We start from the raw sequence: 14,599 nt of genomic DNA on the forward strand, positions 1-14,599 counted from the left end.
GCTCTGTACCACAAAATATTTTAGTTTCTAAAAACCATTTTTATTCTCCCACAAATCCTCCTTCAATCTCATCATCATCCTCTACATTATCTATAAAAACATCATCAGGATTGAAAGCTGATTTTGCTTCTACAAAAATCCGTTTTACTTCTGGATGGGCTGTTCTGATTGTAGATTCTAATCGCACAATAGCCTTCGAAAGTTGAGCAACAGTAAGGCTAGGACTAAATTTTACATCTAAAGCTAAAAATACTTCTTCAGGACCTAAGTGCATAGTAAGAGGTTTTGCACAATCTTTTACTTCTCTATCTGAATTGACAATAGCATGAATTTTTTTAACTAAACGAGGGTCTGCACCTTCTCCTACCAAAAGCCCTTTACTTTCATACGCCAACATAACAGAAACAATTGATAAGACAACACCAATAAGAACAGAAGCAGCACCATCAAAACGAGGCTCATCAAATGTATGACTCAAGAAAACACCAATAAATGCGATTATCAGACCTAAAATAGCAGCCGTATCTTCAAACAAAACAGCAAAAGTAGCTGGGTCTTTACTGTCTTTTACAGTCTGCCAAAGACTTTTCTTTCCTCTTCCCATATTGATTTTGCGATATGCTAAAAACCACGCAGCACCCTCAAAAATTGCTGCAATGATTAAAACAATGTAGTTTACAGTTGGGTCAGAAGATTCAGTAGGGTTTTTTAGGTGAGCTATTCCTTCATAAATAGACATTCCTCCACCAATCGCAAAAATTAATATGGCTACAATAAGTGTCCAAAAATAAAGCTCTTTACCATACCCAAAAGGATGTTCTTCATCAGCTGGTTTCTGACTCCATTTCATTCCTAAGAGAATTAAAATTGCATTTCCAGAATCAACTACAGAATGAATTCCTTCTGAAATCATTGCCGAACTTGCTGTAAAATATGCAGCAATAAATTTTGTGATTGCAATTCCTAAATTAGCTGCTAAGGAAGCATAAACAGCCGTTTTCGATGATGAAGCCATAATTTTTGATAGAATAATAAAATGTATAACAGACTTCGTAGTCCGTTTGAAAAATAGACGTTTAATAAAAATTTCTTTCTAAGAATGTTCAAAGATAGACACAAACTCAAAAACATCAAAAGAGAAATTAAATTTTAAATTTTAATCAAATTAAACCATTCTCATAAAAAATAGTCTAATAGTCAGAATTTTGTTTTATTCAGATAACAAAACGACTATTTTTATGAAATCAACTCTTCAAAAGATACAGCATTTATATTGGCGTGCCGAATTTGGTATTTTACCAAAAGATATAGAAATGCTAAATACTACAAAAAATATAGAATCTGCCGTCGAACAGATTTTTCAGCGTGCAAAATCTATTCATAAATTTTCTAATGATTTTGATATGCCTTCGCTTTCTGAAATGAAAGACATGGATAAAAAAGACAAAAAAAAACTTCGAAAAGCAGCAAGACAAGATGTAAGAGAACTTAATGTAGAATGGATAGAACAAATGGCAAATCCACAAAAAGGAACATTACGTGAAAAAATGACTTTCTTCTGGCACGGACATTTTGCTTGTGAACTCAAAAATCCACTTTTTGCTGTTCAGCAAATCAATACTATCAAAAAACATGCACTAGGAAACTTTAAAGACCTTGTTTTGGCAATCGCTAAAGATGCTGCTATGATTTTGTATTTGAATAATCAACAAAATAAAAAACAAAGCCCAAATGAAAGTTTTGCTCGTGAACTTATGGAACTCTTTACCATTGGAAGAGGAAATTATACCGAAAATGATGTAAAAGAAGGTGCGAGAGCATTTACAGGTTGGTCTACAAATCGTCTGACAGGAGAATTCCAGTTTAGAGAGCGACAGCACGACGAAGGAAAGAAAACATTTATGGGAAAAACAGGGAATTTTGATGGAACTGATATTATCGATATTATTCTTTCCAAAAAAGAAACAGCTCATTTTATTGCAACCAAAATCTATCACTTTTTTGTCAATGAAAACAATATCAATTCTAAACAAGTAGATGAATTAACAGATGTTTTTTTCAATTCAGAATACGATATTGAAAAAACAATGAAGCATTTGTTTTCTCAAGATTGGTTTTATGATGATAAGCATATTGGCTCAAAAATAAAATCACCTGTTGAGTTTTTGGTAGGAATAATGAGAACTTTAGACCTTGATTTTAAGAATGAAGATGGAATTTTGTTTACTCAGAAAGCACTTGGACAAATTCTTTTCCGTCCTCCCAATGTAGCTGGTTGGCAAGGTGGAAAAGCATGGATTGACAATGCAACTTTGCTAGTTCGTCTCAACTATGCAGGTTACATTTTTAATCAAGCCGAAGTAGAAATTGATATAAAAGATGAACCTGAAACAAGAAAAATAAGGGTAGGAAGAAAAATTGATGTTTCGGCAAATCTAAATCCACTTATCAAATCATTTCAAAAAATAGATTCAAAAGATTTAGCAAAAGAACTCTCTGATTTTTTGATACAAATTCCTTCTGACTCCAAAAAGGAATTAGATAAAATATTACAAAAAATAGCTTTTGAAAAGTATGCGAATGCAGCAACTAATCAGAACGAAAAAATAAAAGCATGGACAGTTTCAATTCTTAGTTTACCAGAATATCAAATGTGTTAGAGTATTATCTAAACAGGGTTAAAACCCTATTCAATTGAAAAACTACTTTTCAATTTTTAGAAGAATATTTTTTCAAAATCCACTATGAATTATAAATTGGACAGGGTTTTAATCCTGTTTTTAATAGATTACAACAATGAAAACAACTAGAAGAAAATTTATCGGTCAAATGGGACTTGCTACGGCAGGAACTCTTTTTGTTCCTTTATTTTTAAAAGGATTTGATTCTGTGGCTGCAAATTCTATCAAAAATTCAAATAAAAAACTCATTATCATTCAATTTTCAGGAGGCAATGATGGACTCAATACAGTTGTTCCATTCAGGAATGATATTTATTACAAAAAACGTCCACAAATTGCCATTTCAAAAGATGAAGTTATTAAACTTTCTGATGAACAAGGACTCAATCCTGCCCTTTTGCCACTCAAAAAACTTTATGAAGAGGGAGAATTTACAATTATAAATAATGTAGGTTATCCAAACCCTGACCGTTCGCACTTTCGTTCTATGGATATTTGGCAGACAGGAAGTAGTTCGGATGAATATCTTTCAACAGGTTGGTTGGGGCGTTATTTGGATAAAATTTATACAGAAAATAAAAATGCTCATTTTGCTTTAGAAATGGATGACACACTTAGTTTAGCTCTTAAAGGAATCAAAAAGAGTGGTTTTGCTGCTCAAGATTTGAATAGACTCAAAAGAACTACAAGTACGCCAGTTGTAAAAGCTCTTTTAGAAAATCAAAATAATATTCTAAAATCTAACCTCAAACCTCATCATGACCATTCTCATGACGAACAAGTAAGTTATTTATATCAAACACTTTCCAATACAGCAGCGAGTTCAGAGTATTTATTTGAGAAAAACAAAGTAGGAAAAACTTCAGCTAATTATCCTAATGACCGTTTTGGAAAAGATTTACAACAAGTTTCTAAACTCATTAGTGCAGGTTCAGATTCTCAAATTTATTATGTTTCTTTGAATGGTTTTGATACGCATGCCAATCAAAAAAATCAACAAGAAAGACTTTTTAAAAGTTATGCAGAAGGTATTGAAGCACTTCGTAAAGATTTAAAGAAAACTAATGATTGGAACGATACTTTAATTATGACTTTTTCAGAATTTGGAAGAAGAGTAGGTGAAAATGCAAGTCGTGGAACAGACCACGGAACAGCAAACGTAGTTTTTTTAGCAGGTGGAAACCTAAAAAAGAAACAATTTGTAGGACAAGCCCCAAATTTAACTGATTTGGATAATGGAGATTTGAAATTTAAAATAGATTTTCGTCAAATTTATAGTGATATTCTCAAAAATTGGCTTAAAACTGATTCTAGAAGTATCTTGAATGCAGATTTTGAAAATTTGGGGTTGGTTTAAATTGTAGAATGAGATGTTATGCAAAATATTATTAGTCTTTTCTATTTGATAAGGGTAGATGATAAAGTTTCCATAAAGGATGCTACACCTCTATTCCCAATTCATAACTTCATTAAACCAATTTTATTTTTCCCATTCCACCATCAACTCCTAGTATTTGTCCTGTTATCCAAGTGCTTTCATCGGATAATAAAAAAGCAGCAGCAGAAGCCAAATCTTCGGCTGTTCCTACTCTTCCTAATGGGTGGCGTTTGTTGGATGCTTCTTTTTTGTCTTCTGTAGATAATAAGGATTTTGCCAGTGGTGTATCTGTGAGCGAAGGTGCAAGTACGTTTACTCTTGTTTTTTGTGAAGCCAATTCGGCAGCTAATGACTGCGCCAAACCTTCAACGGCAGATTTTGCTGTGGCAATACTCGCATGAAAATTCATTCCTACTTTCGAAGCAACCGTACTAAAAAGAACAATACTACTTGTATCAGCTTTCTTTAAAGCCTTTAAACTGTGCTGAATTACCTTTACTGCACCAAGTACATTTATCTGAAAATCATTTTCAAAATCCTTTATTTTCAGACGTGCAAAAGGCTTTAAATTTATACTTCCTGCACAATACACCAATCCATGAAGCTCATCAGGAATTTGTAAACTATCAATTTCTCCTGTTATGTCCAGTTCTGTATGTGTAGAATTTATTCCCTCTGGTTTGGTGCGTGAAGCTGTAAAAAGTGTAGCTCCTTGATTTTCAAGTTGTTTGGCAAGTGCATGTCCGATGCCAGAACTTGCGCCAATGATTAATATATTTTTACCTTCAAAGTTAGAATTGCTTGTGTTCATTATCTATAAAAAAGTTAGAAAAATGTATTTTTGATTTTCCTTTGTAATGAAATGTAGCAAGAAATTGTTTTGAACCCTTAAATCTTAAAAAATGTCTGACGAGTATAAAGAAGGAACAGCAATGATAGAAAAACTTCTAGTCACATTAGAAAACGCTCTAAAATTGGAAGAGGACAAGTTAATTTCTATTGTAGATGAAATATATTATCCTGTTAATCCAAATACACATTTATTTATATCAACCCAAAAGCTAAAATATCAAATAAGGGATATAGGTTATATTTTAGATGATAAATATATGAGAGGAGAATTTGATAGCTTTAAGAAAAAAAGTGTAATGAAAGGTGCTAAACTTTTCTATGAAAGTACACTAAGTACAAAAAGCTGTATCAAAGATTGTAAAGAAACGCTTTCAAAAACAAAAAACAGGAATAAATAAGGGCAATTATTTTATAAATTTCGTAAATAAAATAAGGTCAGTCTCGTAGAGCAGACCATTTGTAGTTAGCTTCTCTTGCTCTTAGCTTTAATAGACGGTCTGCCCTTTTGGGACTAACCTATTTATTGAAAAGTGTCTAGTAGTATGCAAAACCCTTTAATTTCTTAAAATAGAAACAATCAGAAAAGGAAAATAGTAATTTAGAAGGATTTTAAATAACTTTTCAATACCTTTGCAAAAACTCAAAGGAATAGAATTGTCAAGAGATTTTAAGAAGTAGCACACAAATCAAAACTTTGAAAACAAATCAAATTAACATTCAATTATGAATATTCTAAAAAACCAAAAACTCATTATTATTGGTGCAACTCTAGGCGCAATCGTCGGTTTTTTCTACTGGAAAGAAGTGGGTTGCCTTTCGGGAACGTGTGCAATAAAATCAGTTTGGTATAATATGACAGCTTATGGACTCCTTTTAGGTGGACTTTTTGGCTCAATTATTCAAGGACAATTTCAAAAGAAAAAGTAAAATTTTTAATTGATTTAATTCATTATAAAGAAGAAATTATGAATTATAGATTATTCGTAATTTATAATTCATAATTCGTAATTAATATATATAGTATGGCAATTATAGGACTTTTTTACGGAACAGATACAGGAAATACCGAAACGGTATCGATGCAAATTAGAGAAATGCTAGGCGAAGAGTTTGTCGATTTATACAACTTTGGCGAACACGATGCACAAGCAGTTATTCCTTATGAATATTTAATTCTAGGCGCACCAACTTGGTATGATGGCGAACTTCAAAGCGACTGGGAAGAGATTTTGCCAGAGTTCGAAAACATCGATTTTACAGGAAAAAAAGTAGCTATTTTTGGTCTTGGCGACCAATGGGGTTATGGCGAGTGGTTTTGTGATGCAATCGGAATGATTGGCGAAGTTATCGAAAGCAAAGGAGGAGAGTTGGTGGGTTTTTGGTCTAAAGAAGGCTATGACTACGAAAACTCAAAAGGTGAAAGAGATGGAGTATTTATGGGACTTGCCATAGATGAAGACAATCAACCCGAAATGACACAAGAACGCTTAAATGCTTGGCTTCCACAAGTTTTACAAGAATTTGGACTAGAAGTAGAAACAGAGTAAATAAAGTTAGAAGTATGAATTTAGAAGTTAGATTTGAATTCCTACTACTTTAATTCTAAAATTTAGGAAATCATCTAAACCTATTTTTTTAACAAAGATTTTTCTTCTAACGTTACTATTTTCATTATTTTTAGGCGAGAGTAATCTACTTTCGCCTATTTTTTTGCTATTTCGTATCAAGTTTTCACAACTTTTTGCAATGTTTAGCATTTATATAACGTAAAGACTTTTATACTAATTAAACCCTAAGGGTCTTCAAGACCCTTAGGGTTTGGAGAATAACATTTTATGAAAAAAAATATTTTTTTAGCTGCCTTATCATTTTTAGTAATTCTAACTTTAGGATTTTCTAATACAATTTTTGCACAACAATTTCCAACCGAAGTAGATCAATTTGGTAAAAATCGTGTTCAATATCAAAATTTTGATTGGAAGTACGTTACCTCTGATAATTTTGAAATTTATTATTATGAAGGAGGATATGAAATGGCTCTTCTTACGGCTCGTTATGCTGAATCTGATTTTGGTAGAATGACGCAGTTTTTGGGTTTTGCTCCTTATAACAAGACTAAGATTTTTGTTTATCGCTCTATTGGCGAGCTTCAACAGAGTAATATTGGTATCAACGACCAAGATTTTAGCATTGGAGGACAAACCAATTTAGGAAAATCAGTGGTAGAGATTGCCTTTTCGGATTATAGAGAAGCCTATCGAAAAGAACTTTTAAGAGAAATTGCAGCTTCACTATTGTCTGAAATGATGTATGGAGGAAATTTGAAAGAAACACTACAAAGTTCATTTTTATTAAGTTTGCCAGACTGGTTGATGTCAGGTGCTGCTGCCTATACGGCTGAAGGTTGGAATACAGAAATGGATAACTTTGTAAGAAGTAATCTAATGGCAAAGAAGTTTCCTTATCCTGAGAGTTTTAGAGGTAAAAATGCACAACTTGTTGGGCAATCGCTATGGAATTTTATTGTAGAAGAGTACGGACAAACAACAGTTTCGAATATTTTAAATCTGACACGAATTGTGAGAAGTGAAAAACAAGGTATTCAAGGAACTTTAGGAATTGAATATGAAACTTTCCTAAAAAGATGGGAAGCCTTTTATCGCAATCAATACAAAGACATAAATAATTATTCCAATTTTGGAAAAACTAATTTGATAGCTACTTCAGCCGAATCTCAATATATTCATCATCCTCGTTTCAGCCCTGATGGAAATCTTTTGGTATATGCAGAAAACAATCAAGGAAAGTTCAGAATTTATGTAGAAGATATAAATGATAATTCTACAAACAAGAAAAATAAGAAATTTACTAAGGGAGGACTCTTTGTAATCAATCAGCGTTATGATGAGAATTCGCCTCTGATGTCTTGGAAAAATAATAATGAATTAGGTATCTTATCCTATTCAAAAAATAAATATTTTCTCAAAATATATAATTTGAATGGAAAAGAAATAAAAAACTATCAAATCAAGACACTAGAAAACATACAAAGTTTTAGTTTTGATGAGAAAGGACAAAAAATAGTTTTGAGTGGTACACAACGAGGTAAGTCAGATATTTTTACTTTTGATTTAGGTTCTGCTCGCCTTTCCAAAATTACAGATGATACAAATGATGATATTGATCCTTACTTTTTAAAAGGAAATAATAATCAAATTGTCTTTAGTTCTAATCGCACAAGTGATTCTCTCAAAACTTCTCCTTCTGTTGAGCAGTCACCTTATTTCAATTTGTTTATTTATAACCCTATTGAAAAGGATATTTTAAAGCAACTAACTAATCAAAATAGTAGTGCCACAAAACCAATTTCTATCGATGAAAATCGAATTTTATACATAACAGAAGAGTTAGGAATCCGTCATCTGTTTTTACATACTTTGTCAAAAGAAAAAATTGGGGTTAATGCTCAACTATCTACATTCTTTGTTGGAATAGAAAGTTACGATTATGATTTAAAATCAGAAAAAATAGCCTTTGTTGCTCGTCAGCAAGATCAATTAGAATTATTGACAACTACACTTATTCCAAAACACGAAATATTTACAGGCAAAACTTATAGAAGTCAGCTTTTAGATGCTCGTTTTTTGAAAGAATTAAGAAATCAAAGTGAGAGAGAAGAGAAAGAAGAAAAAAATAACTCAAATGAAAATATAGACTTGGGTAATGATAATTCTGAAACTTCTCCTGCTGATACAACAAAAATAAAAGAGAAAGATGATTATGAATTTGATACGTATGGAAATAATAAAGATGAACCTACACGCAAAAAACGTCTCTTAAAAGACTATGATTATTTTGCACAACGAGCAAAAGACAAACAAAATCAAAAGATTACTGTAAAAGGTCCTTTAGAATATCATAATAAATTTGCTTTCGAAAGAAGTGTAACAACAATTGCACTTGACCCACTTCGTAACTTTGGTGTTCTCTTAGAAGTTTCGATGAGTGATGCTCTTGAAAATCATAAACTAGAAGCAGGATTATTCAATCGTGGTTTTTTTGATATTCAGAGTGGAATGCTCTTCGCTGAATATAAATACTTGAAAAATAGAATTGATTATGGTGCAAGATTCGACCGTCAGGGCTATGAGCTTTTGACAGACTTTTTTATTCATAGATATTATTTGAGCAAACTATCAGGGACAATTTCATATCCATTCAATGTAACAACACGAATTGTTTTATCGCCTTTTGTAGCACAAAAACAGTTTTTTGCTACAAGTGAAATTGACCCTGCGATACAGGCTTTTCCAGACAAAATTACTCGTTATGCTGGTTCAAGCCTAGAGTTTGTATTTGATAATAGTATCATTACAGGACCAAATACATTAGAAGGTTCAAAGTTTAGAGCAACCATTGACCATTATCAGGGTTTGAATTATGGTAACGAAACTTTTACTAATATTTCTATTGATGCTCGTCATTATATTCCACTAGGACGAAAAGTAACTTTAGCTGCTCGTGTTGCTTATGGAAAATCATTTGGAAATTCTCCTAAAAACTTTAGATTAGGAGGCGTTGATAATTGGATTTTTCAACGACAACCTAATCCAACCGAACTTTCTCAAGATGATCCTTTTTACCTGAATCCAGATGTATATGATTCATATAAAAATGACTATAGTGATTATTTGTTTTTGCGTTATGCTACCCCAATGCGTGGTTTTGATTATAACAAACTCTCTGGAAGCAATTTTGTCCTGACCAATATAGAACTTCGTGTTCCTGTTGCTCAGCTTTTATATAGAGGAACAATACGTTCTACCTTCTTCCAAAACCTACAACTTATAGCCTTTAATGATATTGGCTCAGCTTGGACAGGAATTAGCCCTTTCAATAGAGAAAACGCACTCAATACAGTAGAAGTGGGAGGGCAACCAGGAACACCATTTTATGCAAAAGTATCTAACTTCAAAGATCCTTTCTTGTGGGGATATGGAATTGGAGTACGTACCAAAATCTTTAATTACTTTACTCGTTTTGATACAGCATGGGGTGTAGAAGATGACGTAACAGGAGGAGCAAAATTTTATTTAAGTATTGGATATGATTTTTAAATAAGACGTTTCCAATTTTTATTAAAATATGATTGAAATTGATAAGAAAATATATTTTTCATTTTCTGTAGATAAATACTTTTACTTGGATTCTATTCAAGAGTCAATTCATGAGATTACAAAAGAAGAATATTGTGAGATTATATTTGGTATTTATAATTTCAATTTATTCAAACTACTAGGGTATAGCTATTGTGTCACGCCAAATAAAATAATTGTTGCATTCTATCAGCAAAATGATTTGAAAATATTCGATAGAAAAGGAGTTTTGATAGAAGTAAAAAAAGACTTTTTTGAAGGTTTTACGCCATATCAAATTCAATTAGATGACTCTTTGGAAAACTTATGGATAGCAACAGGAGCAGGACAGGTTGTTCTTTGTAAAAATATAAATACAGGTGATACTATATTTGAGCTGGGAATTCCTTATGAGGAATATAGTCCATTGAGTTTTCCAGAGGAAATTAATAGAGTTGAAAACAAACTTTATATCGCTGAAATGGGTAATAGATGTGTTTCTGTTCTTAACTTAATTACTAAAAAACGAACTATTTACTCAAAATTTAATGAACCTGTTTGGGGTTTTTCTAAGTTTTCAACTCACGAAATAATACGGTTAGACTCTGGGGTTTATTATAGAAGAAGTAATTCAAAAATGGATTTTCATAAAATTGTAACCTAAAAAATTACAGGTTTTTTGTTCTTTTATGAGTATGGGTTTTCAATTCTTTGTAAAATAGAACACTTTATTGTAATTTCGTTCTAAATTTCATAATTTCTTATTCAATAAGAAATTCAAGAGTATAAGACTAGTAAAAAACTAGAAAAAGAGTGTCTAATAAATGCTTTTTTTATAAATATAACCCAAAAAAATGGACAAACTCTCATACCTTTCCAATGCCGAAAACTCGTATATCGAAGGATTGTATCAAGATTATCAAAAAGATGCAAATTCGGTAGATGCTAGTTGGCAACGATTTTTTGAAGGCTTTGAATTTTCAATGTCAGAGTATGACACTGAAACAGGAGAAGTTACCAAAACAAATAAAAATGGCTCAAACGGACACGCTATTGGTACAGAAACCGTAAATCAAAAAAGTTTTGCCGACTCACTTCCTGCTGGTCTTGATGAAGACAAACTAAAACAAGAAATTTCTGTCAAAAAACTAATTGATGGCTATCGTTTGCGTGGACACTTGCAAGCCAAAACAAACCCAGTTCGTCCTCGTAGAGACCGACATGCACGTTTGAAACTAGAAGATTTTGGTTTTACAGAAGCTGATTTAAGCAAAAAATTTAGAGCAGGAAACGAAATTGGAATTGGAGAAGCAACCCTTCAAGAAATCATTGATCGTTTGAAAATGATTTATGAGAGTGGAATTGGTTTTGAGTTTATGTCTATCCGTGAACCTGATGTAAAATATTGGTTCAGAAAAAAAGTAGAAGTAGATTATCCAAAATTCAAATTAGACCATCAACAAAAAGAACGTATTTTACAGAAACTCAATGAAGCATCTGTATTCGAAAACTTTTTGCATACTAAATATTTAGGTCAAAAACGTTTCTCTTTAGAAGGAGGAGAATCAACTATTCCAGCTCTTGATGCCATTATTAATGAAGGAGCAAAACTAGGAGTAGAAGAAGTAGTAATTGGAATGGCTCACCGTGGTCGTCTCAATGTTTTGGTAAATATTATGGGCAAAACCTATGCTCAAGTATTTAACGAATTTGAAGGAAATGTTTCTGACGAACTTTTAGGTTTGGGAGATGGCGATGTGAAATATCACATGGGTTATTCTTCACAAGTAGAAACTCCAAATGGAGAAAAAGTGTATTTACGTCTTGCTCCAAATCCTTCTCACTTAGAAGCTGTTGCTCCAGTAGTGCAGGGTTATACTCGTGCAAAATTAGATTATTTGCATGGAAGAGATAAAAAGAAGGCTCTACCAATTATTATTCATGGCGATGCAGCTCTTGCAGGACAAGGAATTGTCTATGAAGTAGCTCAAATGTCTGAATTAGAAGGCTATACAGTAGGTGGAACAATCCATTTTGTAATCAATAATCAAGTTGGTTTTACAACAGATTTTTATGATGGTCGTTCTTCAAACTATTGTACAGATATTTCACAACTTACAGAAACTCCTGAGATTCATGTAAATGGGGATGATCCTGAAGCTGTTGTTTTTGCTGTAAAATTAGCAACTGAATACCGTCAGAAATTCCATAAAGATGTGTATGTAGATATGGTTTGTTATCGTCGTTATGGTCATAATGAAGCAGATGAACCAAAATTTACACAACCTCATTTATATAATTTGATAGGAAAACATCCAAATCCTAGAAAATTATATATAGAAAAATTGACAAAAGAAGGAGATATTACTAGCAAACTTGCGAAAGACATGGAAAAATCTTTCAAAAAAATGCTGCAAGAACGCTTAGATGATGTTAGACAAAAACCACTTCCTTACGAATATCAAGAATTAGAACAAGTTTGGAAAAACATGCGTCGCTCTGAAGCAGAAGATTTTGATGTTTCTCCAAAAACTTCAATTACACAAGAACATATTGATAAAGTTGGTAAAGCACTTACGACTATTCCAGAAGGTTTTAATCCTTTAAAACAGATTGATAAATTACTTTCTGAAAGAAATAGAATGTTCTTTGAAGATAAAGTTTTAGATTGGGCAAGTGCCGAACTTTTGGCGTATGGTTCTGTTATTTTGGATGGTCATACTGTCCGTTTTACAGGACAAGATGTTCGTAGAGGTACGTTTTCACATCGTCATGCTGTTTTGAGCGATGCAGAAACAAACGAAACTTACAACAATCTTAATCACTTAGAAGGAAAAGATGGAGAAGATTTACCTCCTTTTGATATTTATAATTCTCTTCTTTCTGAATATGGCGTTTTAGGTTTTGAGTTTGGTTATGCTATGGCAAATCCGAATGCTCTCACAATTTGGGAAGCTCAGTTTGGAGATTTTGCCAACGGAGCGCAAATCATGATTGACCAATTCATTACGAGTAGTGAAACAAAATGGCAACGTACAACTGGTTTGGTTCTTTTGCTTCCTCACGGTTACGAAGGGCAAGGGCCTGAACACTCAAATGCTCGTCCTGAACGTTTCTTGCAACTTTCAGCAGAATACAATATTATTGTTGCTAATGTAACAAAACCTGCAAATTTCTTCCACTTGATGCGTCGTCAAATGGCTTGGGATTTCCGTAAACCTTGTGTTTTGATGTCTCCAAAATCTCTTTTAAGACATCCAAAAGTAGTTTCTCCAATTGAAGATTTTACAGATGGAAAATTTGAAGAAGTATATGGAGATGAGTATGCAGATAAGAAAAATGTAAAACGAGTTCTTCTTTGTTCTGGTAAAGTATATTATGATTTATTAGACAGACAAGAAAAAGAAGAACGCAAAGATGTTGCAATTGTACGAGTAGAGCAGCTTCATCCTTTCCCTAAAAAGCGTATTTATGAAGAAATTAATAAATATGGTAAGAAAGTAGAAGTTGTTTGGGTACAAGAAGAACCTGAAAATATGGGAGCATGGCTTTTTGTTTTGCGTATGCTTTATAAAGAATGGATTGAAGAAAAACGTCCGACATTGAATGTTATTTCAAGAAAAGCAAGTGCTTCTCCAGCAACAGGTTATTCAAAAGTTCATGCCAAAACACAACAAGCTATCGTTGATGAGGCTTTTGATGTGAAGTAAGAATTTATTTGTAGGTCAAAAGACTTGCCTTTGACTAATATAAAATAACTACAAAGACCATTTTTCATTTTTTGAAAAATGGTCTTTTTTTTATGAAAATAATAAGGTTGTGCGACATTTTATATTAATTCTTCGTAAAGTGATAAACTATTTTTAATTTAACTATATTATTTTACTATGAAAAAATACAATTTTTTACTTACTTCTGTCAAAATTAGTTTTCTTTTCCTTTTAGCACTCAATCTTTCTAGTTGTGATAACTGCACTGATACAGATTGTTTTACTCCAGCTGAGCCATTTTATTTTCAACTTATAGATAAAGAAACCAATCAAAATCTAATTGATAATGGAACATATTCTCTTTCTGATATTCAAATAAAATCTGTTTTAGAAAACAAATTTTATACACCACAACTAGATTCGGTGTTAATAGAAGGACAAAAACAAACTATTTTGGTAGACCAACAAATGGGCTGGAAAACCGAAAGTAAAGAGTATATTTTAATCGTAAATGACTCTATAGAATTTGATTTTATTTATCAAACAAGAGAAAAAAGTGAAGATTGCTGTACATTTTATGAAGTGGAAGAAGTCAGCTCTTCCGAAATGCAGATTATCAAAACTACCTTAAGTAATGGTTTTTTGTATAAACTTGCATTATAGGCAAATTATATCTCAAAATTTACGATATTTGTTGCTTGTACACTTTTACACTTGTGCAAAATTTTATACATTCTTTATCCTAAAAACTGAATGTGTAATAAGAAAATAAGTAGAACTGCTTTTTCATAAAGGGCAGTTCTCTGTTTTTATATTTTTATTTTGCTATTTTTTATTATAACC

At 32.2% G+C, this 14,599-nt stretch carries 11 protein-coding genes; 9 read left to right on the forward strand and 2 right to left on the reverse strand.

Annotated features, from left to right (window positions below; all coding sequences use genetic code 11):
• Positions 1-40: 40 nt before the first annotated feature.
• Entirely contained in the window at positions 41-1,015 is a 975-nt protein-coding gene (locus tag V9L04_RS18340; protein ID WP_338791376.1) for a cation diffusion facilitator family transporter, read from the reverse strand.
• Between the two features lie 223 nt (positions 1,016-1,238).
• On the opposite strand from V9L04_RS18340, the gene V9L04_RS18345 reads away from it, so the two are divergent.
• Positions 1,239-2,660, forward strand: coding sequence for a DUF1800 domain-containing protein (locus V9L04_RS18345; RefSeq protein WP_338791377.1), 1,422 nt, complete (start codon positions 1,239-1,241; stop codon positions 2,658-2,660).
• Positions 2,661-2,796: 136 nt separating this feature from the next.
• Positions 2,797-4,038 (forward strand): DUF1501 domain-containing protein, encoded by a 1,242-nt coding sequence (locus tag V9L04_RS18350; RefSeq protein WP_338791378.1) that lies wholly within the window; start codon positions 2,797-2,799, stop codon positions 4,036-4,038.
• A gap of 112 nt (positions 4,039-4,150) precedes the next feature.
• On the opposite strand, the gene V9L04_RS18355 is transcribed toward V9L04_RS18350, so the two are convergent.
• Positions 4,151-4,870, reverse strand: coding sequence for an SDR family oxidoreductase (locus V9L04_RS18355; RefSeq protein ID WP_338791379.1), 720 nt, complete (start codon positions 4,868-4,870; stop codon positions 4,151-4,153).
• Between the two features lie 91 nt (positions 4,871-4,961).
• Between V9L04_RS18355 and V9L04_RS18360 the strand changes: the two genes are divergently transcribed.
• From V9L04_RS18360 to V9L04_RS18390, 7 genes are all read left to right on the forward strand, one after another.
• A complete protein-coding gene (locus tag V9L04_RS18360) occupies positions 4,962-5,309 on the forward strand; it encodes a hypothetical protein (protein WP_338791380.1) in 348 nt (115 codons plus the stop codon).
• Between the two features lie 325 nt (positions 5,310-5,634).
• Positions 5,635-5,838, forward strand: a complete 204-nt coding sequence (locus V9L04_RS18365; protein WP_338791381.1) for a DUF6132 family protein — start codon at positions 5,635-5,637, stop codon at positions 5,836-5,838.
• Positions 5,839-5,933: 95 nt separating this feature from the next.
• A complete protein-coding gene (locus V9L04_RS18370; RefSeq protein WP_338791382.1) occupies positions 5,934-6,458 on the forward strand; it encodes a flavodoxin in 525 nt (174 codons plus the stop codon).
• Positions 6,459-6,746: 288 nt separating this feature from the next.
• A complete protein-coding gene (locus tag V9L04_RS18375) occupies positions 6,747-10,028 on the forward strand; it encodes a hypothetical protein (protein ID WP_338791383.1) in 3,282 nt (1,093 codons plus the stop codon).
• 28 nt (positions 10,029-10,056) lie between these two features.
• A complete protein-coding gene (locus tag V9L04_RS18380) occupies positions 10,057-10,710 on the forward strand; it encodes a hypothetical protein (protein ID WP_338791384.1) in 654 nt (217 codons plus the stop codon).
• A 190-nt stretch (positions 10,711-10,900) separates the two neighbouring features.
• Positions 10,901-13,756: a 2-oxoglutarate dehydrogenase E1 component gene (locus tag V9L04_RS18385; protein WP_338791385.1), complete on the forward strand. Its 2,856-nt coding sequence runs from the start codon at positions 10,901-10,903 to the stop codon at positions 13,754-13,756.
• Positions 13,757-13,933: 177 nt separating this feature from the next.
• Positions 13,934-14,419 carry a hypothetical protein gene (locus V9L04_RS18390; RefSeq protein WP_338791386.1) on the forward strand — a complete coding sequence of 162 codons (486 nt, stop codon included), beginning with the start codon at positions 13,934-13,936 and terminating at the stop codon, positions 14,417-14,419.
• Positions 14,420-14,599: the final 180 nt, after the last annotated feature.

Source organism: Bernardetia sp. MNP-M8 (assembly GCF_037126285.1).
Lineage (GTDB): Bacteria > Bacteroidota > Bacteroidia > Cytophagales > Bernardetiaceae > Bernardetia.